The organism is Eubacterium ventriosum, assembly GCF_025150745.1.
Taxonomy (GTDB): domain Bacteria; phylum Bacillota; class Clostridia; order Lachnospirales; family Lachnospiraceae; genus Eubacterium_G; species Eubacterium_G ventriosum.
The window spans coordinates 2,752,466-2,775,111 of record NZ_CP102282.1 but is presented as its reverse complement, the minus strand read 5'-3'; the positions used below and the strand labels follow the sequence as shown (position 1 = coordinate 2,775,111).

Below are 22,646 nucleotides of genomic sequence, written 5' to 3'. Positions count from 1 at the left end.
ATTGTTATGGAGAAGTTAGAATTAGAGAAAATTGCCAATAACATTCGAAAAGAAACAATATCAATGATTCATAATGCAAAGTCAGGACATCCGGGTGGAGCATTATCAGCAACAGATATTTTTACATACTTATATTTTAATGAAATGAACGTAGATCCTAAGGATGAAAAGAATCCTGACAGAGACAGATTCGTTTTATCAAAGGGACATACAGTTCCTGCACTTTATGCCGTATTAGCAGAAAAAGGATATTTTTCAAAGGATATTCTTATGACATACAGAAAGATGGGTACAATTCTTCAGGGACATCCTGATATTAAGAAAACACCTGGTCTTGATATGTCAACAGGATCTTTAGGACAGGGTATTTCAGCAGCAGTTGGAATGGCTTTAGGCGGAAAGCTTAAGAATAAAGATTACAGAGTATATACATTAGTAGGTGACGGAGAGATTGACGAAGGACAGGTTTGGGAAGCTCTTATGTTTGCTTCACACAGAAAGTTAGACAATCTTTGTGTTATCGTTGATAATAATGGATTACAGCTTGATGGAACAATTGATGAAATCATTGGACCAAATCCATTAGATGAAAAATTCGAATCATTTGGATGTCATGTTATCAAAGCAGACGGACATAATTTTGATTCACTTGAAAAAGCTTTTAACGAAGCAAAAACTGTTAAGGGACAGCCAACAGTAATCATTGCTAAGACTGTAAAAGGTAAAGGCGTTTCATTTATGGAAAATAATGTTTCATGGCATGGAGCTGCACCTAATGATGAGCAGTACAAACAGGCAATGGAAGAATTAGAAAAGGCAGGTGAAGCATTATGTCAGAAGTAAAGAAGATTGCAACTAGAATGAGTTATGGTAACGCATTAGTAGAATTGGGAAAAGAACATGATGACTTACTTGTTTTTGAAGCTGACCTTGGTGGAGCTACAAAGACAACAATTTTTAGAGATGTTTTCCCTGACAGACATATTGAATGTGGTATAGCTGAAGCCAATATGGTTGGCATGGCAGCAGGTATTTCAACAACAGGAATCGTACCTTTTGTATCATCATTTGCAATGTTTACAGCAGGTAGAGCGTTTGACCAACTTAGAAACTCAGTTGGTTATCCTCACTTAAATGTAAAAGTTGGTGCTACACACGGTGGTATTTCAGTAGGACAGGATGGTGCTACACATCAGTGTAACGAAGATTTTGCATTAATGAGAACTATTCCGGGAATGGTTGTTATTTGTCCAAGTGATGATGTTGAAGCAAGAGCAGCAGTAAAAGCAGCTTATGAATATAAAGGACCTGTATATATGAGATTCGGTAGAGTAGCAGTTCCTGTAATTAATGATAATCCTGATTACAAGTTTGAAATTGGAAAAGGTGTTACATTAAAGGATGGTAATGATTTAACAATTATTGCTAACGGAATTTTAGTATCAGAAGCTTTACAGGCAGCAGAAATGTTAGCTAAAGATGGTATTAATGCAAGAGTTATTAATATACATACAATTAAACCATTAGACAAGGATTTAGTAATCAAAGCAGCTAAGGAAACAGGAAAGATTGTTACAGTTGAAGAACATTCAGTAATTGGTGGCCTTGGAAGTGCTGTTGCAGATGTTGTAAGCGAAGAAAATCTTGCACCTGTACATAAAATTGGTGTTCAGGATGTATTCGGTGAATCAGCATTAGCTGAAGAATTACTTGAAAAACATGGTTTAGATGCTAAAGGAATTTATAACAATATCAAAGATTATTTAAATAAGTAATCAGAAATTTGATGTTTAACATCAAAATAGTATTAAATATATTTGCTCAGTGTATAATATTCCGGTGGCGGTAAAATGTTACCGGAATATTACTTTACACAAACAGTTAAAAAATCTATACTAAACAGGAATGAAATTTAATAGACAGATAATCAGAACTTAAAGTTGTGTTTTGATAATAATGGGAGGTATAGAAATGAAGAGACAGGAAATAACAGTTAAGGCGAAACAGGGTATACATGCAACTCCGGCTATTGTTTTGGTTAATCAGGCAAGAAGTTATAAGTCTGACATAAAACTTTACAAAGGAAGCAATGGCATTGATATGAAGAATGTTTTGCGTGTACTTGGGCTGGCAGTACGATGTGATGATACCGTAGTTGTTGAAGCCGAAGGCGAAGATGAAGAGTTGGCAGTAGAACAGTTAATAGAAGCTATTTCTAATATGAAGTAGAATTTTCTTTTGAGCAAATTCAGGAGGTTTTTATGATTAAATTAGTAGCTATGGATATAGATGGAACTTTGTTAGACAGCAACAAGAATTTGTCAGAAGAAAATAAAACGACAGTTAAAGAATATGAAGAAAGAGGTATAAAGTTTACTTTTTCTACAGGAAGAATAGATAACGAGTTAGAAGAAGTGTCCTCGAAAATGCCATATGTTAAATATGGAATAATGTGCAATGGCGCATATGTAATTGATTTTGAAAATAATAAAATGCTCTATTCAGATTTGCTGGATATGAGTGATGTTAGATATATATATGATACAGTAAAAGCTATGGACATGGATATGATGTTTGAGTTGCAGGCTGATGGTGTAATTTATTCAGAGAGAAGATGTATAGAAGATACTAAGAGATACAATGTTTATCACATAGATGAGTTTATAAAGAAGACCAGAGTGCCTGTTGAGAACATTGGTGAGTATATTGCTTCAAGAGATAAGCCGGTTGCCAAGGTTAATATTTTTTTCCCAACTGCTGAAATAAGAGATGAAGTAGTTGAGAAGATTAAAGATATAAATTACGACCTTTCGTATTCAGAAGGTACTAATTTGGAATTTAATGTTAAGGGAACTACTAAAGCAAAAGGGCTTATGGCTTTGGCAGAATATTTAGGCATTTCTATAGAAGAAACTATGGCAATAGGTGACAACCTTAATGACGTAGATATTTTAAAAACTGCAGGGGTTTCAGTAGTTATGTATAATGCCAGAGATGAAATAAAAAAGCTTGGAGATTTCATAACTTTAAGTAACGATGAAAATGGTGTGGCATATGCCATTAAGGAATTAATTAATTCTAATAATTAAATATGTTAAAATGTTGGACCATTTGTCCACAGATTCCCGTCTTTTGGTCCACATTATATAAAGCCATTTTACGGCGATGAAGCTGTCACTATGCTGAGAAATTCGGTACAGTGGCAGCTTTAAATTTTTGCTTTTCTGAGCAAAAAATATATGTAAATAAAAATATAATTTTAAAGCATAACACGATTATTTGGACTGTTTTGTGCTTCGGATTTCTACAATATAAAAAAATGATAGAAAATGATGAATATTGCTTGACTTTTTACAGTACATTTGATAGCATTTGTTAGTAAACTTTAGTTTAGTAAAGTATTAGAGAACGAAAATCCAGGAGGAAAATAAAATGAAAAAATTATTAGTTTTAGTTCTTTCATTAGCTATGGTTTTATCACTTTCAGCTTGTGGAAATAAAGAAACAAAGAAGAGCGATAGCGATTCTTCAAAAAAGAAATTTACAGTAGGTTTTGATGCAGAATATCCACCATATGGATATATGGATTCAGATACAGGTGAATATACAGGATTTGACCTTGAATTGGCACAGGCTGTTTGTGACATGGAAGGTTGGGAATTAGTAAAGACACCTATTGAATGGGCTTCTAAAGATGCTGAATTAAATAATGGAAACATTGATTGTATTTGGAATGGATTTACTATTAACGGTAAGGAAGATAAGTATGAATGGTCAGATCCATATGTAAACAATCAGCAGGTTGTAGTTGTAGCAAAGAATTCAGGAATTACTAAGTTAGCAGATTTAAAGGATAAGTATGTTGCAGCTCAGTCAGCAAGTGCAGCCCTTCAGTTATTACAGAAAGGTGGAGATCAGGAGAAGCTTGGAAAGACATTTAAAGAGATTCAGGAATTTCCTGATTACAACACAGCTTTCTCAGAATTAGAAGCAGGTACAGTTGATGCTGTAGCAATGGATGTAGGTGTTGCAAAATATCAGGTTAACAACAGAAATAACAATTATGTTATTCTTGATGAAAACCTTAATTCAGAACAGTATGGAATTGGCTTCAAAAAAGGAAATACAGAACTTAGAGATAAAGTTAATGCTGATTTAAAGAAACTTTATGATGAAGGTAAAGTTGATGAATTAGCTAAAAAATACGGAATAGAAGATATGATTTGTCTTGGAGATAAATAAAAATGACTATAGGAACAGGATTTATGATAGTTGCTACTACAATGCCGATGAATATGATGTTAGAGAAGATGTCATTAGGTATGATAGAAACAGTAAAGATATTTGTTTTAACACTGCTTTTCTCATTACCATTTGGTCTTGTTGTGGCATGGGGACGAATGTCCAGAATTAAAATAGTAAAATGGTTGGTTAACATCTACATATCAATAATGAGAGGAACACCTCTTATGTTACAGGTTATGGCAATATATTTTGGACCAAGCTATTTATTAAAAATACAGATTTCAAGAGATTACAGATTTTATGCGGTAATAATTTCATTTGTGCTTAACTACGCAGCATACTTTGCTGAAATATACCGTTCAGGTATTGAGTCAATGCCAAGAGGACAGTACGAAGCAGCAAATATGCTCGGATACAACAAGGCACAGACTTTTATGAAGATTATATTACCACAGGTAATTAAGAGAATATTGCCATCAATTACTAATGAAGTAATTTGTCTTGTAAAAGATACATCACTTGCATTTTCAATAGCTTATATGGAAATGTTCAGTATTGCAAAACAGATAGCTTCATCAACATCAAGTTTGACACCATTCTTTGTTGCCGGAGTATTTTACTTTGTATTTAATGCTTTGGTAGCTTGGATTATGGGATTAATTGAAAAGAAATTAAGTTATTACAGATAGGGAGAAGAAACATGAGTGTATTAGAAATGAAACACATCCAAAAAAGTTTTGGCGAATTTGAAGTGTTAAAAGATATTTCCCTTGAAGTAAATAAGGGAGATGTTCTTTCTATTATCGGACCGTCAGGTTCAGGTAAGTCTACTTTATTAAGATGTGCAGTAAACCTTGAAAAAATTTCAGGTGGAAAGATTGAATACAATGACAAATTAATGGCTGACACAAACGAGAATGGCATAGTAACATATGCACCTAAGTCTCAGCTTAAGGAATTGAAATCAACATACGGATTGGTATTTCAGAACTTTAACCTTTTTCCACACTATTCAGTTTGGAAAAACATTACAGATGCTCCTTTAAATGTTCAAAAAAGAGACAAGAAGGAAGTGGAAGAAACAGCCAACCGACTTCTTGAAAAAATGGGAATAGCCAACAAGAAAGACGCTTACCCATGCGAACTGTCAGGTGGACAGCAGCAGCGAGTTTCCATTGCAAGAGCATTGGCAATGAATCCGGATATACTATTTTTCGATGAACCAACATCAGCATTAGATCCTGAACTTACAAAGGAAGTACTAAAAGTCATAAAAGAACTTGCAAGTGAACATATGACAATGGTAATAGTTACTCACGAAATGTCATTTGCCAAGGAAGTATCCAATCGAATAATCTTCATGGAAAATGGAGTAATCGTTGAGGATGGAACACCTGAGCAGGTATTTAATTCACAGAATGCAAGAACTAGAGAATTTATAGGGAAATATAATTAGTATTTAAAAGGGAAGCCACCATTTAGTTAGTGACTTCCCTTTTTGTATTTTCAGGAACTCACCAGAGATAGACTGCCTGCAAACACATTGATTTTCTTATTTTGCTTTGTCGTCTATTGTAAGGCGAAAACCTAAACTCGCCTATGGCTCAGACAGTAGGTTTTACGCCTTACACTATACTCGCAAAATTTCAAAAATCTGACTATTATTTGCTAGGTAGCCTATCTCTGGTGATTCCAAGCGAAAGTAAAAGAACCATGAATGACTAATGAATGATGTCTTTATATATAATACGAGGGAGAACTATTTGCAATTTAATTAAATATTAAGGTTTGCTTAAAAAAGCTAACGAAATTATAAATTAAAAAGTAATAGGCAAAATTTTATTTTCATAATAGATTATATATGCTATTATTAGTTGCAGTAAAAAAGGGAAATTATGTTTTCCTAATATTTGAATTATAAGAGAGGATAGAGTATGTTGGATTTTATTGAGATTATTAAAGTTATTTTTTTAGGAATTGTTGAAGGGATAACTGAATGGCTTCCAATTAGTAGTACAGGGCATATGCTTTTGGTTGACGAGTTTATTAAGATGAATGTAAGTGCTGACTTTAAAGAGATGTTTTTTGTGGTTATTCAGTTGGGTGCAATTCTAGCGGTTGTTGTTTTGTTTTGGAACAAGATGTTTCCATTTCAGTTTAAGGATAAGAGCAAGCCTGTTATTGAAAAAGATATTTTTTCAATGTGGTTTAAGGTAGTTGTTGCTTGTATTCCGGGAGCTGTTGTAACTATTTTGTTTGATGATTTTATTGAGGCACATCTTCACACACCTATTGTGATTGCCATTACATTAATTGTATATGGTATTGCTTTTATCGTAATCGAAAGATGGAATAAAACAAGAACACCTAAAGTTTTAACTTTAAATGACATTACATATAAGACTGCATTTATTATCGGGCTGTTTCAGATTTTGTCAATTATACCGGGAACTTCACGTTCAGGCTCAACTATTATAGGTGCATTATTGATTGGCGTTTCAAGAGTGGCAGCAGCAGAATTTACGTTTTTCCTTGCAGTGCCGGTAATGTTTGGATTAAGTTTTCTTAAGATAATAAAATTCGGACTGGCATTTTCTGCAACAGAGCTTACGGTTTTGGTGATTGGAACAGTTGTGGCATTTCTTGTTTCAATTCTTGTAATAAAGTTCCTTATGGGATATATTAAAAAGCATGACTTCCAGATTTTTGGATGGTACAGAATAGTGCTTGGCATATTAGTGATGCTGTATTTTAGTTTTGTGTAGAATAAGGAGAATAAATGATAGATACAGTACTTTTGGATTTAGATGATACAATATTGGATTTTCACAAGTCAGAGGCTTTTGCTTTGAAGAAAACATTGGAAGAGCTAGGCATAGAACCGCTGTCATCAACTATTGAAAGATATAGTGAAATAAATGACGCCCAGTGGAAATTGTTGGAGCTTGGAAAGATTACAAGAGAGCAGGTTTTGACAGGCAGATTCGAGATTCTTTTTAAAGAGTTAGGAGTTAACCAGTCAGGAGATAAGGCATGGCAACTTTATGAAAACAACTTAAGCAACAGTTACTTCATAATTGATGGAACAATTGATGTTTTGGAAAAACTAAAGAACAAATATCGATTGTTTATTGTATCTAATGGAACAGCATCAGTTCAGGACAAAAGAATTGCCGGTGCTGATATCTCAAAATATTTTGAAGATATTTTTATTTCTCAGAGAATTGGATATAACAAGCCTAAAATAGAATTTTTCAATGGTTGTTTTGAAAAGATGAATAATCCTAATATTGAAGGAATGATTATTATTGGGGATAGTTTAAGTTCAGATATTCTAGGTGGAATTAATGCAGGAATTCATACTTGCTGGTACAATCCGAAAAGAAGCGAGAATATGACAGAGATAAAGCCTGAATATGAAATAGATAGTTTGGATAAAATATTTGATGTGCTGTAAGAGATTTAGTGGGTAATGACTACTGTTGCAATTTTCTAATTGATGTGATGCTTGTCGTTGAAATTTTGGGCTGCGTACCCCAAAATATTGAAATATTCGATTTTTTGGGGTACGTTTTCAAGTTATGTAAACTGGCTAGGTCACATATGCTTGCTTTAAAGAGAAGATTATCACATATTGATTTTTACTTTGGAAGTTATGTTAACTAAAATGTTACTTATACAGACAACAATTAAATTTGCGTACCCCAAAAATAATGAAATAGTGAAAATTTGGGGTACGTTTTAGATTTGGTAACATTTTAACGATGTTATGTAAACCATATTCCGGGTTTTTCGGTGAGATAATCTTATCAGTATAGAAAATGAAATCCATAGAGCATAAAATATATTAAATCTTCTAAAAATCCAGAATCAGCAAAGTTAATAACAAACAAAATATCTTAAAATTCCACAAAGATTACACCAAACAAAACAAAAAGCCATACAGATTCAACTTGAATCCATATGACTTCTTAAATCTAATTAAATTGTATCCTAATTATAAATTGCAACATACGGAACTTTATATATTGTTTCATATGAAGAACAAATCTTGTCAGCGATTGTTACAAGATAGCTTTCTCTATATTTAGGAAGTTTGATGTTAAGCGGAAACATATGCTTCTCAATTATATCCTTTTCTATAGGCGTAAGTTCAAAGTCATGAGAGGCATTCTCAAGAGCTGTTCTTGCGTGGCTGAAACCGTGCCATTTATGTGATTCATCACTTACATGCCAGTCGTATAAGAAGTAGTCGTGCAATAGAGCGCCTCTGATTAAACTATTGTAATCGCAATGGATATTAAGTTTCTTTGCCATTGCAAAACTAACATAAGCTACTGCGATGCAATGATCCAAAGTACTTGTTGTTCCGTGTTGTATATATTTGTCCATACGTTTTACTTTTTCATTCTCAATAATAGGTGTTACTAATTTAATAAACTCATTCCTATAAACTAAATTAATTTCCATTAAAATATGCCTTTCACAAAATAATCAAATAATTTTGCTAATTCTAAACAATTATTTTTCATTTCATAATTGTTAATAAAAAATATTACAATCTAAGACCATAATACTCCAATCAATATAAAATGTATAGAGAAAAAAGGTTAAAATTTTGTGAATTTTGATTATTGATTTTAGCGTAGTAAAAGGCAAAAGTAAAAATTAATAAAATTACTTCTCATTTTTTTACATATTTTTAACTTGTATAAATATAGGTTCATTGTTATATTATAAAAAGAAAAAAGACAAGAGGTAAAGGCAGATATGAGAAAAACTAAAATTGTTTGTACATTAGGTCCTGCAACAGATAAGGACAATGTATTAGAAGAATTAATTAAGAATGGTTTAAATGTAGCAAGATGTAATTTCTCTCACGGTTCTCACGAAGAGCATTTGGGAAGAATGAACAAAGTTAAGGAATTAAGAGAAAAGTGTAACAAGCCGGTAGCCATATTGTTGGATACAAAGGGACCTGAAATCAGAACAGGTAACTTTGAAAATGGTAAGGTTCACGTTTTTTCAGGTCAGACATTTACATTGGTTGGAGGTGAAAAAATCATTGGTGACGAAAACCGTGTAAACATAACATATCCTGATTTGTATAAGGACGTAGAGCCGGGTTCAGTTATTTTGATAGATGATGGTCTTATTAAGATGGAAGTTGAAAAAATAGTTGGACAGGACGTTGTTTGTAAAGTAAAGAACGACGGAAAGATTTCAGATAAGAAAGGTGTCAATGTTCCTGACATTCATATTAACATGGAATATTTAAGTGAACAGGACAAGAAAGACATTATTTTTGGTATAGAGCAGGATGTTGAGTATATTGCAGCATCATTTGTAAGATGTGCAGAAGATGTAGAACAGATTCGTGCTATTTTAAAAGAAAACGGTGGCGAAAATATTAACATTATTGCAAAGATTGAAAACAGTGAAGGAATACTCAACATAGATTCAATTATTGAAGCTGCTGATGGCATTATGGTTGCCAGAGGTGATATGGGAGTAGAGCTTCCGGAAGAAGAAGTCCCAATTATCCAGAAGATGATTATTAAGAAAGTATATCAGGCAGGCAAGAAGGTTATAACAGCTACACAGATGCTTGACTCAATGATGAATAACCCAAGACCTACAAGAGCTGAGACAACAGATGTTGCCAATGCTATTTATGATGGTACAAGTGCAATTATGCTTTCGGGAGAAACAGCGGCAGGTAAGTATCCAATTGACGCATTACAGACTATGGTTAGAATAGCTGAAAGAACAGAGATGGATATCAATTACAAGCAGAGATTTTTCAACCAGAATATTCATACAGAAAGAAATATTACACAGGCTGTTTGCCATGCCACATGTACAACAGCTTATGACTTGGAAGCTAAGGCTATCCTTACAGTTACTAAGTCAGGAAGATCAGCACGAATGATTTCAAGTTGTAGACCTGATTGTATGGTTATTGCAGGTACAACAGATGAGAAAACCTGCAGACAGCTTAGCCTTTCATGGGGAGTGACTCCTGTACTTCTTAAAGAAAAGGAAGACGTATTGGAACTTTTTGATTACGCAGTTGAAGTTGCAAAAGAGAACAAGTTAGTAAATCAGGGTGACATTGTAGTAATTACTTCAGGTGTACCACTTGGAACATCAGGAACAACTAATATGATGAAAGTTCAGACTGTAGAATAAGAAAAATGGTTACGTTCAGATTTTCGTAGAACGTAACCATTTTTTTATAGTGAAGAATCTTCCAGCATTCTGTATCCCACACCCAGTTCAGTAAGAATATAAGTAGGTTCCGCAGGATTTGGCTCAATCTTTCTTCGAATGTTAGCCATGTTAACTCGCAGAATCTTATTATCATTTTCGTCCATATTTGGTCCCCAAACGTTTTTAAGAATAGAGGAGTATGTAATTACCTTGCCGGAGTTTTTGGCAATGTAGGCAACAATTTTGTACTCAACAGGGGTAAGATGAATAGGCTCACCGTCCCTTGTAATAATTCTTTTCATAAAATCTATTTTAAGGCCAAGGGCAGCGTAAGGTTTTTCACTTACTGAATCGTTAGTAACAACACGGTTGCTATGTCTTAATGAAGTTCTTATTCTTGCAAGTAGTTCATTAGTGCTAAAGGGCTTAGTTATGTAATCATCTGCACCAAGGTCTAAGGAAGATACTTTATCATTATCAGTAGTTCTTGCAGAAAGAACAATAATGGGACATAAAGACCATGAACGCACACTTGAAATTACATCAAGACCGTCCATATCAGGAAGTCCAAGGTCAAGAAGAATAATGTCAGGACATCTTGATTTTATAAGTGAAAGCCCCTCGCCACCGGTGGAAGCTGTTACAACTTTATAATCATTAGAACGCAGAATCTTTTCAACAAAATCTGCAATATTTTTTTCATCTTCAATAAGTAGAATAGTGTAATCTTTCATAATAATCCTCCAAATTTTTTGAAAAATGTTGATTGTAAAACTAATCAAAAATTAATCCTCTTTAGGCAGTGAAAAATAAAATACAGAACCTTCATCATGGGTGTCTGCATGAATTTCACCATTGTGGGCTTCTATAATAGTCTGGCAAATAGAAAGCCCAATGCCCATACCCTTGTCCCTGTCAGGGCTGTTGTTTCTGCGGGTATAAGACTTAAATATCTCATCTTTTTTATCATTACTAATGCCAATGCCATAGTCCTTTACATAAACGGTAACAGTTTTTGGCTCAATAGTGGCATAAAGTTCAATAGGCTTCTTGGAATGAGAATGCTTTAGGGCATTTTCTAAAAGATTGATAATAACCTGCTCAATTAGAAGAGCGTCCATTGGAACCAAAACAAACTCATCAGGCAATGTTATCTTAATGTTTGCGTCAGGAATACGTCTTTTAACTCTGTGAACTGAATCAGACATAATTTCCTCTAAAGGCTCAGAACTTTTATTAAGAGTTCTGTTGTCGTCCTGAATCTTTGTAACAGACAAAATATTTTCAACCATATTAAGCAGCCATGCTGCATCCTCAGTAATGTTACGCATAAGATGACTACGTTCCTCTTCCGATAGGTTAAGACTATCGTTAGTAAGAGAAGAAGAGGCACCAATTATGCTTGTAAGGGGAGTGCGTAGGTCGTGAGAAATAGAGCGAAGCAGGTTGGCACGCATTTTTTCCTTTTCACCTTCTGCAATAAGCTTCTCTTTTTCGGCAAGTGCTATGCCCTGTTTCTTAAATCTTGTCATATATGTACTTATTATAAGAGAGATTGACAACATCACAATAAAAGTAAGAGGATAGCCGGTTATTGTAAAATTAAGCTGAAAATAAGGATATGTAAAAAGAAAATTAATACATATAACACTTATTATTGCTGCAATAATTCCCGGTAAATATCCCGTAGTTAAGGTTCCGATAAGTATTAATCCAAGAATGTATATAGGTGCAATAACAGCCGGCGAAAAATTTGGCGTATAAAATAATACAAAAGAAATAATTGTTGCCACAGTCATAAGCAAAAAAGTAATAATAGTGTTTCTTGCAAAATCCTTTTTTGATATGTTCTTAATTAACTTCATAGCTTTTCTCCAAATTAAAAATCTAATAAATAGTATAACCTTTTAACAGAAAAATGAAAATAATTATAAATGTAAAAATAGTGCTAAGGAACAAACCCTATAAGCTAATAATATGTTAAAAACTTATCGCCTGATATTAATAAGCCGTTAAGGTGTGCCAAAACATATTGTTAAATAAAATCATAAGTGTTAAATTCGTGGAAAAGTAAAAAACATAAAAAATCATATGGAAAAAGCTTGAAAAAGACAGTTAAAAATCAAAAAGAAAAATAGAAGGAGGAAATGAAACAATGGGAAGTATGGGAACTATTTGTACAGTATTGGGAATTATATTTTTAGTGTTAGGATTCGGATTTGCACTATGGGATGAGTTTTTAAGAAAAAACGATTAATTCTTGAAAAAAAAGTACATAATAAAGTCATGGTTAGGTTGACATAATCATGAAAAAAGTGTTAAATTTAATAGTGAAGAATATAGTAGGAAGACTTGTGGTTTAAGACCATAAGTCTTTTCTGTGCTAATAAATAATTATTAAATTTTGGAGGTGAAGATAATGGATAGTTCTGACAGTTGGGGGCGAAGCTGTAATGTTAGATATTTTGAAGAAAACAGAGAAAATATCCATTATGCTTTTTCTCTCAAAATAAGAATCTGACATCAGTTTTCCCGCATATACACAGGGCACATTAGAATGGCACAAAATGATAGAGGAGGTATATGACAGTGGAAGATAAAATCGATGACAAAGAATTAAAAGATATAAATCCACAGAGGGATGATTATGAAGACGAAATTATACAGATTATAAAAAGCGACGAACCTGCGTATAAGAAGAAAGAAGAACTGGATGATTATCATGAGAATGATATAGCAGCAGTTTTAGAGAAGTTAGATGTAAAGGAAAGAAGAAAACTTTACTCTATCATGGGACTTGAAAGAGTTTCAGAGGTTTTCGCTTATTTAGATGATCCGGAAGAATTTATCGAAGAATTGGATTCAGAACTTGCGGCAGACATTCTTGAAAACATGGAAGCTGACGATGCAGTAGATATTCTTGATGAATTGGAGGATGAAAAGAGCGAGGAACTTATCCAGTTAATGGATAAGGAAGCAAAAAAAGACATTGACCTGATTCAGTCATATGATGACGATGAAATCGGTAGCAAGATGACAACTAACTATGTTACATTAACACTTAACCTTACAATTAAGCAGGCAATGAAGCGTGTAGTTGAACAGGCTGCAGACAATGACAATATATCAACATTATATGTACTTGACGGTGAAAATAAATTTTACGGAGCAATAGATTTAACAGACCTTATTGTGGCAAGAGAATATGTTGTACTTGAAACATTGGTTACAACATCATATCCTTTTGTATACGATCATGAAACAGTAGATGACTGTATTGAAGATTTGAAGGACTACTCAGAAGATTCAATTCCTGTACTTGACAGGGACCAGCACATACTTGGTGTTATTACATCTCAGGACTTATTGGAAGTAGTAGATGAAGAGATGGGTGAAGACTACGCTAAGTTGGCTGCTTTGACATCAGAAGAAGATTTGGAAGAACCTTTGCTTGAAAGTTTAAAAAAGAGAATCCCATGGCTTGTAATATTACTAATGCTAGGACTTGGAGTTTCATCAGTAACAGGAATGTTTGAACACGTTATAGCAACACTTCCTATCATAGTAAGTTTCCAGTCAGTAATACTTGGAATGTCAGGTAACGTTGGAACACAGTCACTGGCTGTAACAATCAGAGTATTAACAGATGAGGAACTTACATTAAAGCAACAGTTAGGTTTTGTTCTTAAGGAACTAAAAGTAGGATTCTTTAACGGAATGATAATAGGTTCCATTTCATTTATGATAACAGGACTATTTATATGGCTTGCAAAAGGACAGACGGTAGTAAATGCCTTTGCAATGTCAGGATGTATCGGAGGAGCATTATGGCTTGCAATGATAATCTCAAGTGTTGTAGGAACAATAATTCCTATCTTCTTTACAAAGATTAAAGTAGACCCGGCAGTTGCTTCAGGTCCACTTATTTCAACAGTAAACGATTTGGTGGCCGTAGTAACATATTACGGTTTGGCATGGACATTATTATTAAATATAGTTCATATGGCATAAAAACGCAGGAGTTGCATTGGTTGTAGCTCCTGTTTTATTTTGGTTTAGTATCGCCGGAAAAGGGCTGCATGCAAACACGTTGCTTTTCTTATTTTGCTCCGCCGTCTATTGTAAAGTGAAAATATAATTATGTATATTTTTGGAAAGGATACCTGTAGTTAAAAGACATAAAAAATGATGTCAGCAATTAAACTAACATCATTTTTGTTTTATTACATAAATATTCTTATTTTATGCCTTTTACTGCAACTCTTACGATTGGCCAAATGATAATAGCAAGGAATGAACCAAAAAGTGCAGCAACTAACTGTGTTGTAGAATATGTAACTTTTGCCATTGTAACCATTTTTGGAGCAAGTGAAGCACCAAACTGTGGGATTGCCCACTGTACAATAAGTAGTGTCATTATTCCGGCTTTTGCAATTGAGCCAACAACAAGGCTTAATGGTAATAAGTTAAGTTCGATTTTTTTGTTTCTTACAAACCAGGCAAAAAGAACGAAAACAATGTTTCCAATCATGATGCATGGAAGTATAACAGGAACTGCTGAGATAAGTGGACTCTGTGTTAAAATAAATGAGAACACAGGGATAATTACTGATAATATAATTCCACTTACTAATCCGCAGTAAAGTGTATCAATTATGAGTATAAGATTAATGAGGGCACCTGAGATGGCAACATTCTGTCCGGCAATCATAAGAGGAGCTTTAATAAATTGTATTACAACAATGCTTAAAGCTATCATGACTGCAGTAACTGTAATATGTTTAGTTTTTAATTTCATTTCTAATCCTCCGATGTTATTAATTCTAAGAAATCTTTGTATTGTGTTTCTGTAGGATCTTTTAATTCTGAACGGGCCATATCTTTTTGTAAGTCCATTGCAGTCTTTCGTGCATCTGAAAGTACGCCGGCACCACCTACACAACCGCCGGGACAAGCCATTCCTTCTAATAAATATCCGTCATATTTTCCGGCTTTGGCCATCATAAGCATCTTTTTACATTCGGCCAAACCTTCAGCCTTAACTGTTTTAACTTCCATATCAGGTCGCATTTCATTAATAACCTTAACAACAGCCTGGGCAACACCACCACTTGAAGCAAATCCTTTTCCAAGTGCACTTGATGTCTGAAGTGGTTCTTCAACTTCAAGAGATTTAAAGTCAACAGCTTTGGCATCAAATAATCCCATTGTTTCTTCAAAAGTTAATACAAAATCAACATCGCTTCGTACTGAACGTCTGCTTGCCTCTAATTTCTTGGCAGCACAAGGTCCGATAAATACAACCTTACATTCAGGATGTTGTTTTTTAATCATTCTTGCAGTAAGAACCATAGGTGTAAGTGACATTGAAATATAATGGGCATATTCAGGCAAAGTCTTCTTAGCCATAACTGACCATGCAGGACAACATGAAGTTCCCATCCATTTCTGATTGGCAGGAACATTTTCAAGAAAGTCCTCAGCTTCCTGTAAAGAACAAAGGTCAGCACCAATGGCAACTTCAACCATGTCTTCAAAACCTAATACTTTTAATGCGGCACGAACCATTTCAGGTGTAACATCAGCACCAAACTGACGTACAAATGATGGAGCAATGGCAGCATAAACCGGTGCTTCACTTTTTAATGCAAGAACAGTCTGATAAATCTGACTCTTGTCCACAATTGCACTAAAAGGACAACTTACTAAACACATACCACAGGATACACATTGATCATAATCAATATCAGCTCTACCATATTCGTCTGACTTAATGGCGTTCATGCCACAAGCTTTGGCACATGGACGTTCCTGTTTTACAACTGCATTGTATGGGCAGGCACTGGCACATTTACCGCACTTTATACATTTGTCCTGGTCGATTACAGAACGGCCTTTAACCATCTTAATTGCATCTTTAGGACAAACCTCAATACAAGGATGCTCTAAACATCCCTGACATGCGTTTGTAATAAAAACACGTTTCTCAGGACATGCATGGCATGCAAACTTAATAATGTTAATAAGTGGGGGATCGTAGTATTTCTCGTCAATTGCGCTGGCATCAATTCCTTCAGAAAGAGGTGCATGTTCTGACATCTTTCTAATAGGAAGTCCCATTGTTGTACGAAGACGTTCACCAACGATGGCACGTTCCAAAAAGATATTATCGTAATATTTTCCGATTTCTCCGGGAACAATTTCATATGGTAAATCTTCAATTCGTGACAATGGACTGTCATCATATGCCATACGGGCAATTTCAGTAAATACCTTGTGACGGATTTCTGTTTTATTAGAATAAATTCCTCTCATCTTTTACTCCTTTGTTAATCTATAGCGTGATTGAATCGCAATCAAAATAATTATAACATAGGAGAAAATACAATACAAGAAAAAGAATGTTAAAAAAATAACAATCTTCTAAAATAAATATTTTAAATATTTTTTATTAATTTAATTAATTTACTGGAAATTATATATGTAAAAGTGGTATTATTAATAGCGCTGGCGCTTTGCCAAAAAATGCAATTTGGGAAAGGAAATCAATATGGAAAAAGATAAAGTTAATCCATTGGGAACAGAGCCGGTTGGAAGGCTTTTAAGAAAGTTTGCAATACCAAGCATTATATCAATGCTTGTAACTTCTTTATATAATATTGTTGACCAATTCTTTATAGGAAGAACTGTTGGTGAGTTAGGTAATGCAGCAACAAATATAGCATTTCCCCTAACAACTATGTGTCTTGCCGCAATGCTTGCACTGGGAATTGGTGGTGCGGCAGGGTTTAACCTTAATATGGGTGCAGGAGATAAGAAGAAGGCTATGTATTTTATTGGAAATGCACTTACGGTAATGTTTGGAGTAGGTGTGGTAATAGCATTAATCTCACTTTTTTTTATGGAACCTTTGCTTAAGTTTTTCGGTTCACCTGACTCAGTTTTGCCTTACGCAAAAGAGTATGTGGGAGTGGTTGCTTTTGGCTTCCCATTTGTAATGGTAGCCAATGGAGGCTCACATCTTGTAAGAGCAGACGGCAGCCCTAAATTTTCAATGTATTGCAACCTTGTGGGAGCAATTATTAATGTTATATTAGATTATTTATTTGTAATGAGATTTGGATGGGGAATGTCAGGAGCAGCTCTTGCAACTGTTATAGGACAGATTGTGTCTTTTATGATGGTAGTGTGGTATATGCGTCATTACAAAACAGCTAAGATAGAACGTAAGCATTTAATACCTTGCAAAGAATTTGTTTTTAGAACATTACATTTGGGAATGGCGCAGGGACTTAATCAGCTTGCCATGATGATTGTTCAGATTGTAATGAACAAGTCATTAAAGTATTACGGTGGATTGTCAATTTATGGCGCATCAATTCCAATTGCCTGTGCAGGTATTATTATGAAAGTTAACCAGTTATATTTTTCAATATGTATTGGTGTGGCCCAGGGGATACAGCCTATAGCGAGTTTTAACACAGGAGCAGGCAATTATGACCGTGTAAAGAAGACGTACAAGATAGCAGTAACATGCAATACAGTGGTGTCCACTATAGCGTTCCTGATTTTTCAGTTATTTCCAAGACAGATTATCGGAATATTCGGTTCAGGTTCCAATGAATATTTTATGTTTGCGGAAAAATTCTTTAGAATATTCTTATTTATGACATTCTTAAACGGAATACAGCCAATTACATCAACATTCTGTACTGTAATTGGAGAACCTAACAAGGGAACATTTTTGTCACTTACAAGGCAGATTATATTCTTACTTCCGTTGTTAGTAATATTACCTATTATATTTATAAAAATAGGCTTAGAAGGTGTAGAGGGCATAATGTTTTCAGCTCCTATAGCAGATTTCGTGGCAGCAGTTATCTCATTGATTGTGATAAATGGAGTATTTAAAAATTTTGAAAAAAAATCAGGCAGATAATATGTAAACCATTTAATCTGAAAAAGCCTTTATTTATGGGAAAATAAGAAAAATAAAAAAATATTTAATAAAATATTTAATAAAATTTGTTGCAATTGGCACTATACAATTTGGAATATATTGTGCTATAATCCTTTAGGTGGACACAAGATATAGTACATTTAAAAAATAAAGATATATAAAGATAATACATTGTGGGAGAAACAAGATGGAGACGATAACACGTAGAGTAATTAAAAGAAATGGTGAAGAAGTGGTTTTTGATGTGCAAAAGATTCTTAATGCCATCAGAAAGGCTAATAACGAAGTAGAACCGATACATAGACTTAATGAGTACCAGATTGAGGCTGTTGGCAAGATTGTTATGGATCAGATTTGTCAGTCAAACCATGCTACAGCAGTAGAAGATATTCAGGATATGGTAGAACGTGGCATTATGGAGATGCGTGGATATGAAGTTGCGCAGATTTACGTTCGTTACAGATATAAGAGAGATATGGCAAGAAAGGCTAACACAACTGATGATGGAATACTCGCACTTATTGATCAGATTAATGAAGAGGTGAAACAGGAGAACTCAAACAAGAATCCTACGATTAACTCAACTCAGCGTGATTATATGGCGGGTGAGGTTAGCAAGGATTTAACTAGACGTATTTTATTACCTGATGAAATTACGCAGGCACATGAACAGGGGATTATTCATTTCCATGATTCTGACTATTTTGCACAGAAGGAACATAACTGTGACCTTATTAACTTAAAGGATATGTTAGAGAATGGAACATGCATTTCAGAAACAAAGATTGATCCACCTCATAGTTTTTATACAGCTTGTAACGTTACAACTCAGATTGTGGCACAGGTTGCAAGTAACCAGTACGGCGGACAGTCATTTTCATTAGGACATCTTGCACCTTTTGTACAGGTTAGCCGTGACAAGATTACTGAGGAAGTAATGAAGGAACGTGATGAAGTGGGAGTTAACTACTCAGACGAACAGCTTAAGATGATTGTTGAAAGAAGACTTCGTGATGAAATCACAAGAGGTATTCAGACTATTCAGTACCAGCTTATTACATTAATGACATGTAATGGACAGGCACCTTTTGTTACAATGTTTATGTATTTGGATGAAGTTCCTGAAGGACAGACAAGAGATGACCTTGCAGTATTAATTGAAGAAGTTTTAAAACAGAGAATACAGGGTGTAAAAAATGAAAAAGGTGTTTGGATTACACCTGCATTCCCTAAGATTATATATGTACTTGATGAAGATAATGTTACACCTGATTCTAAATATTGGGATTTAACAGTTTTATCAGCTAAATGTACAGCAAAGAGAATGGTTCCTGACTACATTTCAGCTAAGGTTATGCGTGAAATGAAGAACGGATGTGTATATCCATGTATGGGATGTCGTTCATTCTTAACAGTTGAAGACAGCCAGAGAAATCCTGACGGAAGCTACAAGTTCTATGGACGATTTAATCAGGGCGTTGTAACAATCAACTTGGTTGATGTGGCATGTTCTTCTAATGGAGATATGGATCTATTCTGGAAGATATTAGATGAAAGATTAGAGCTTTGTCACAGAGCTTTAAGATGCAGACATGAAAGATTACTTGGAACACCTTCAGATGTTGCCCCTATTCTTTGGCAGAATGGTGCTTTGGCAAGACTTAAGAAGGGTGAAACATTAGACAAGTTATTATACAATGGATATTCAACTATCTCATTAGGTTACGCAGGACTTTACGAAATGTGTGTAAGAATGACAGGAAAGTCACACACAGATCCCGAAGCTAAGCCATTTGCTTTAAAGGTTATGCAGAAACTTAATGATAAATGTGCAGAATGGAAAGCAGCAGAAAATATTAGCTATTCTGTTTATGGAACACCTATGGAATCAACAACTTATAAGTTTGCTAAATGCCTTCAGAAGAGATTTGGCATTATAAAAGGTGTAACAGACAAGAACTATATTACTAACAGTTACCATGTTCATGTAACAGAGAAGATTGATGCTTTTAGCAAGCTTAAATTCGAATCTGAATTTCAGAAGTTATCTCCTGGTGGAGCTATCAGTTATGTTGAAGTTCCTAACCTTCAGGATAATATCGAAGCTGTAATTCAGGTTATGAAATTTATTTATGACAATATTATGTATGCAGAGCTTAACACTAAGTCAGATTATTGTGAATGCTGTGGATACAATGGGGAAATACAAATAGTAACTGATGAAAAGAATGGAAAACTTGTATGGGAATGTCCAAGTTGCGGAAACCGTAATCAGGACAAGATGAGTGTTGCAAGAAGAACATGCGGTTATATTGGAACACAGTTCTGGAATCAGGGAAGAACTCAGGAAATAAAAGATAGAGTTCTACATTTGTAATATATTCTAATAGGAAAGGCAAAGTTTTCAACAGTTTGGAGACTTTGTCTTTTTTAGATTCAATGGCTATATAAGCAAAATAAAGAACATTTAAAGGTCATTTTATGATACAATACTTACATATGGGAGAAAAAAGTTGAAAGGAAAGAACTTATGAAAAAAACATTAAAAATTCTAATGCTAATTGGTATCATTGCATTGGGAATTAATTTGACTGAGGTAAAGGCCGAAGAAGTAACAGCTCCGGTAACAACAGCGCCTCAGGAAACAACTACAGCACCTGAAACAACAACACCACAGGAAACCACTACAAAGGTTGAACAGCCAACTACGGTACAGCCAACTACTAAGCCGGATGTTGACACAACAGGAAAGAACGTAAAAAAAGGTGGTTATGTAAAGAAAACAGTTACAGCATATAACTTAAAGTTAGAGAAAGTAACAAAAGTAAAAAAAGGTATCCGTTATTATGTTTACAAGAAATGCAACAATGGATATTCATTGATTCAGGTAGGCAATCAGAAATTATTAGTTGAATCAAAGTACATTACATACAAATGCAATGCCAAGAAGATTGTAAATGCAGCAGATAAGAAATATTCATATAATGATATGAAGAGAGACCTTAAAAAGTTGGAAAATGCTTATGGCTCAATATTTAAAGTTGACATTGCAGGAAAAAGTTTAGATAAAAGAAACTTATACTATGTTACACTTGGTAATGCAAAAGCTAAGAAAACAGTTTATGTTGAAACATCTGTACATGCAAGAGAGTATATGAACACTAAGTTTATAATGAATGTTATTGAGGATTACTGTAGAGGATATGACTCCAAGAAGTATCAGGGAAAAAAATACAGCAAAATCTTTAACAATGTTAAAATGGTAATTATGCCAATGGTAAATCCTGATGGAGTAACAATCAGTCAGTATGGACCAAAGAAAATAAGAAATGCCACATTACGCAAGAATCTCTACAAAATAGCAAAAGGATTCAGCTTTAAAGAGTGGAAAGCTAATGCCAGAGGTGTAGATATTAATAGAAACTATGCAGAAGGATTTAACAGAAAAGGAGCAAAAGCACCGGCGCACAAGAATTATACGGGCAAAACACCGGTATCTGAACCGGAAACAAAGGCACAGATCTCAGTAGTAGAAAAAGTAAAACCTAACGTAGTAATTTGTTATCATCAGGCAGGAGAAGTAATGTATCACCTTAATCACACAAAGCTTAGCAATATGCTTTATTCAATGACACATTATACTCACGTTTTAAGCGGTAAGGTTCAGTATGGAACATTTAGTGATTATCTTGATGACAGAAACATACTAAACTGTACATTGGAAACAGGATTAGTACCTGCACCGGTAAAGAATAGGCAGTACAAAAAAATATACAAGACAAATAAGAATGTATTAGTAGCAGTTGCAAAAATGTATTTATAAAAAATAGGAGTTACAGTTGATGTAACTCCTGTTGCACTGCAAAACTACAAGGAGGTTCACAATGTTATTAGATTTTGAAAATATGGAAGAAACAGTAATTCACAATTTTAATGGTGGTGAAAAAGACACAAGGGCGAAAATGTACAATGATGAAAACATGAGAATTTTATACGGAGTATTAGAGCCGGGAGCATCTATTGGTATTCATGAGCATACAGACAACAGCGAAGAAGTCTTTTGTGTTTCAGGCCAGGCTACAGTTTATATTGATGGAAAAACAGAAATTTTAAAAGCAGGTCAGGCACATTATTGTCCAAAGGGACACAAGCATGGAATGAAGAATGAGGGGACAGAAGACCTTATAATCTTCGGCGTTGTGCCAAAGCAATAAAAACAATTTTAAAA

20 protein-coding genes are annotated in these 22,646 nt (G+C 34.3%); 15 read left to right on the top strand and 5 right to left on the bottom strand.

Features of this window, described 5'->3' with window-relative positions; all coding sequences use genetic code 11:
* Window positions 1-6: 6 nt before the first annotated feature.
* From NQ558_RS12665 to NQ558_RS12625, 9 genes are all read left to right on the top strand, one after another.
* A complete protein-coding gene (locus NQ558_RS12665) occupies window positions 7-843 on the top strand; it encodes a transketolase (protein WP_005362125.1) in 837 nt (278 codons plus the stop codon).
* Window positions 831-1,775 (top strand): transketolase family protein, encoded by a 945-nt coding sequence (locus NQ558_RS12660; protein ID WP_005362123.1) that lies wholly within the window; start codon window positions 831-833, stop codon window positions 1,773-1,775. The genes NQ558_RS12665 and NQ558_RS12660 overlap by 13 nt, the downstream gene beginning before the upstream one ends.
* 196 nt (window positions 1,776-1,971) lie before the next feature.
* Complete coding sequence (locus NQ558_RS12655; RefSeq protein WP_040446906.1) at window positions 1,972-2,229, top strand: HPr family phosphocarrier protein; 258 nt, start codon at window positions 1,972-1,974, stop codon at window positions 2,227-2,229.
* Window positions 2,230-2,261: 32 nt separating this feature from the next.
* Entirely contained in the window at window positions 2,262-3,089 is an 828-nt protein-coding gene (locus NQ558_RS12650) for a Cof-type HAD-IIB family hydrolase (RefSeq protein ID WP_005362112.1), read from the top strand.
* A gap of 343 nt (window positions 3,090-3,432) precedes the next feature.
* Window positions 3,433-4,242: a transporter substrate-binding domain-containing protein gene (locus tag NQ558_RS12645; RefSeq protein ID WP_005362110.1), complete on the top strand. Its 810-nt coding sequence runs from the start codon at window positions 3,433-3,435 to the stop codon at window positions 4,240-4,242.
* Between the two features lie 41 nt (window positions 4,243-4,283).
* Window positions 4,284-4,934: an amino acid ABC transporter permease gene (locus NQ558_RS12640; protein ID WP_040446927.1), complete on the top strand. Its 651-nt coding sequence runs from the start codon at window positions 4,284-4,286 to the stop codon at window positions 4,932-4,934.
* Between the two features lie 11 nt (window positions 4,935-4,945).
* On the top strand, window positions 4,946-5,701 hold the full coding sequence (locus NQ558_RS12635; protein WP_005362106.1) for an amino acid ABC transporter ATP-binding protein: 756 nt from the start codon (window positions 4,946-4,948) through the stop codon (window positions 5,699-5,701).
* Window positions 5,702-6,182: 481 nt separating this feature from the next.
* On the top strand, window positions 6,183-7,010 hold the full coding sequence (locus NQ558_RS12630; protein WP_459539773.1) for an undecaprenyl-diphosphate phosphatase: 828 nt from the start codon (window positions 6,183-6,185) through the stop codon (window positions 7,008-7,010).
* A 14-nt stretch (window positions 7,011-7,024) separates the two neighbouring features.
* Window positions 7,025-7,702: a YjjG family noncanonical pyrimidine nucleotidase gene (locus tag NQ558_RS12625; protein WP_005362102.1), complete on the top strand. Its 678-nt coding sequence runs from the start codon at window positions 7,025-7,027 to the stop codon at window positions 7,700-7,702.
* A gap of 536 nt (window positions 7,703-8,238) precedes the next feature.
* Here the strand turns inward: NQ558_RS12625 and NQ558_RS12620 are convergent.
* Entirely contained in the window at window positions 8,239-8,715 is a 477-nt protein-coding gene (locus tag NQ558_RS12620; RefSeq protein ID WP_005362101.1) for an HD domain-containing protein, read from the bottom strand.
* A gap of 300 nt (window positions 8,716-9,015) precedes the next feature.
* On the opposite strand from NQ558_RS12620, the gene pyk reads away from it, so the two are divergent.
* Window positions 9,016-10,437 (top strand): pyruvate kinase, encoded by a 1,422-nt coding sequence (gene pyk / locus NQ558_RS12615; protein WP_005362100.1) that lies wholly within the window; start codon window positions 9,016-9,018, stop codon window positions 10,435-10,437.
* 44 nt (window positions 10,438-10,481) lie between these two features.
* Here pyk and NQ558_RS12610 read toward each other — a convergent pair whose 3' ends face one another.
* Window positions 10,482-11,192 carry a response regulator gene (locus NQ558_RS12610; protein ID WP_005362099.1) on the bottom strand — a complete coding sequence of 237 codons (711 nt, stop codon included), beginning with the start codon at window positions 11,190-11,192 and terminating at the stop codon, window positions 10,482-10,484.
* A gap of 51 nt (window positions 11,193-11,243) precedes the next feature.
* Window positions 11,244-12,323 carry a sensor histidine kinase gene (locus NQ558_RS12605; protein WP_005362098.1) on the bottom strand — a complete coding sequence of 360 codons (1,080 nt, stop codon included), beginning with the start codon at window positions 12,321-12,323 and terminating at the stop codon, window positions 11,244-11,246.
* 718 nt (window positions 12,324-13,041) lie between these two features.
* Here NQ558_RS12605 and mgtE point away from each other — a divergent pair.
* Complete coding sequence (gene mgtE, locus NQ558_RS12600) at window positions 13,042-14,469, top strand: magnesium transporter (RefSeq protein ID WP_005362096.1); 1,428 nt, start codon at window positions 13,042-13,044, stop codon at window positions 14,467-14,469.
* 226 nt (window positions 14,470-14,695) lie between these two features.
* Here mgtE and NQ558_RS12595 read toward each other — a convergent pair whose 3' ends face one another.
* Both NQ558_RS12595 and NQ558_RS12590 read right to left on the bottom strand, forming a co-directional pair.
* Window positions 14,696-15,256: an ECF transporter S component gene (locus NQ558_RS12595; protein ID WP_005362095.1), complete on the bottom strand. Its 561-nt coding sequence runs from the start codon at window positions 15,254-15,256 to the stop codon at window positions 14,696-14,698.
* A 2-nt stretch (window positions 15,257-15,258) separates the two neighbouring features.
* A complete protein-coding gene (locus tag NQ558_RS12590) occupies window positions 15,259-16,773 on the bottom strand; it encodes a 4Fe-4S dicluster domain-containing protein (protein ID WP_005362093.1) in 1,515 nt (504 codons plus the stop codon).
* Between the two features lie 235 nt (window positions 16,774-17,008).
* On the opposite strand from NQ558_RS12590, the gene NQ558_RS12585 reads away from it, so the two are divergent.
* The 4 genes from NQ558_RS12585 (at window position 17,009) to NQ558_RS12570 (ending at window position 22,632) form a co-directional block, all read left to right on the top strand.
* On the top strand, window positions 17,009-18,397 hold the full coding sequence (locus NQ558_RS12585; protein WP_005362091.1) for an MATE family efflux transporter: 1,389 nt from the start codon (window positions 17,009-17,011) through the stop codon (window positions 18,395-18,397).
* 208 nt (window positions 18,398-18,605) lie between these two features.
* Window positions 18,606-20,795, top strand: coding sequence for an anaerobic ribonucleoside-triphosphate reductase (gene nrdD, locus NQ558_RS12580; protein WP_215725025.1), 2,190 nt, complete (start codon window positions 18,606-18,608; stop codon window positions 20,793-20,795).
* Between the two features lie 153 nt (window positions 20,796-20,948).
* Window positions 20,949-22,241 carry a M14 family metallopeptidase gene (locus NQ558_RS12575; RefSeq protein WP_005362086.1) on the top strand — a complete coding sequence of 431 codons (1,293 nt, stop codon included), beginning with the start codon at window positions 20,949-20,951 and terminating at the stop codon, window positions 22,239-22,241.
* Between the two features lie 61 nt (window positions 22,242-22,302).
* The gene (locus NQ558_RS12570) at window positions 22,303-22,632 is read left to right on the top strand and encodes a cupin domain-containing protein (RefSeq protein ID WP_005362084.1); all 330 of its coding nucleotides are present in this window, start codon (window positions 22,303-22,305) and stop codon (window positions 22,630-22,632) included.
* Window positions 22,633-22,646 lie beyond the last annotated feature (14 nt).

What these genes read in the sequence shown, in the direction of transcription:
- NQ558_RS12665 (WP_005362125.1), top strand. Translation starts at nt 7, where the DNA reads ATGGAGAAGTTAGAATTAGAGAAAATTGCCAATAACATTCGAAAAGAA.
- NQ558_RS12660 (WP_005362123.1), top strand. Translation starts at nt 831, where the DNA reads ATGTCAGAAGTAAAGAAGATTGCAACTAGAATGAGTTATGGTAACGCA.
- NQ558_RS12655 (WP_040446906.1), top strand. Translation starts at nt 1,972, where the DNA reads ATGAAGAGACAGGAAATAACAGTTAAGGCGAAACAGGGTATACATGCA.
- NQ558_RS12650 (WP_005362112.1), top strand. Translation starts at nt 2,262, where the DNA reads ATGATTAAATTAGTAGCTATGGATATAGATGGAACTTTGTTAGACAGC.
- NQ558_RS12645 (WP_005362110.1), top strand. Translation starts at nt 3,433, where the DNA reads ATGAAAAAATTATTAGTTTTAGTTCTTTCATTAGCTATGGTTTTATCA.
- NQ558_RS12640 (WP_040446927.1), top strand. Translation starts at nt 4,284, where the DNA reads ATGCCGATGAATATGATGTTAGAGAAGATGTCATTAGGTATGATAGAA.
- NQ558_RS12635 (WP_005362106.1), top strand. Translation starts at nt 4,946, where the DNA reads ATGAGTGTATTAGAAATGAAACACATCCAAAAAAGTTTTGGCGAATTT.
- NQ558_RS12625 (WP_005362102.1), top strand. Translation starts at nt 7,025, where the DNA reads ATGATAGATACAGTACTTTTGGATTTAGATGATACAATATTGGATTTT.
- NQ558_RS12620 (WP_005362101.1), bottom strand. Translation starts at nt 8,715, where the DNA reads ATGGAAATTAATTTAGTTTATAGGAATGAGTTTATTAAATTAGTAACA.
- pyk (WP_005362100.1), top strand. Translation starts at nt 9,016, where the DNA reads ATGAGAAAAACTAAAATTGTTTGTACATTAGGTCCTGCAACAGATAAG.
- NQ558_RS12610 (WP_005362099.1), bottom strand. Translation starts at nt 11,192, where the DNA reads ATGAAAGATTACACTATTCTACTTATTGAAGATGAAAAAAATATTGCA.
- NQ558_RS12605 (WP_005362098.1), bottom strand. Translation starts at nt 12,323, where the DNA reads ATGAAGTTAATTAAGAACATATCAAAAAAGGATTTTGCAAGAAACACT.
- mgtE (WP_005362096.1), top strand. Translation starts at nt 13,042, where the DNA reads ATGACAGTGGAAGATAAAATCGATGACAAAGAATTAAAAGATATAAAT.
- NQ558_RS12595 (WP_005362095.1), bottom strand. Translation starts at nt 15,256, where the DNA reads ATGAAATTAAAAACTAAACATATTACAGTTACTGCAGTCATGATAGCT.
- NQ558_RS12590 (WP_005362093.1), bottom strand. Translation starts at nt 16,773, where the DNA reads ATGAGAGGAATTTATTCTAATAAAACAGAAATCCGTCACAAGGTATTT.
- NQ558_RS12585 (WP_005362091.1), top strand. Translation starts at nt 17,009, where the DNA reads ATGGAAAAAGATAAAGTTAATCCATTGGGAACAGAGCCGGTTGGAAGG.
- nrdD (WP_215725025.1), top strand. Translation starts at nt 18,606, where the DNA reads ATGGAGACGATAACACGTAGAGTAATTAAAAGAAATGGTGAAGAAGTG.
- NQ558_RS12575 (WP_005362086.1), top strand. Translation starts at nt 20,949, where the DNA reads ATGAAAAAAACATTAAAAATTCTAATGCTAATTGGTATCATTGCATTG.
- NQ558_RS12570 (WP_005362084.1), top strand. Translation starts at nt 22,303, where the DNA reads ATGTTATTAGATTTTGAAAATATGGAAGAAACAGTAATTCACAATTTT.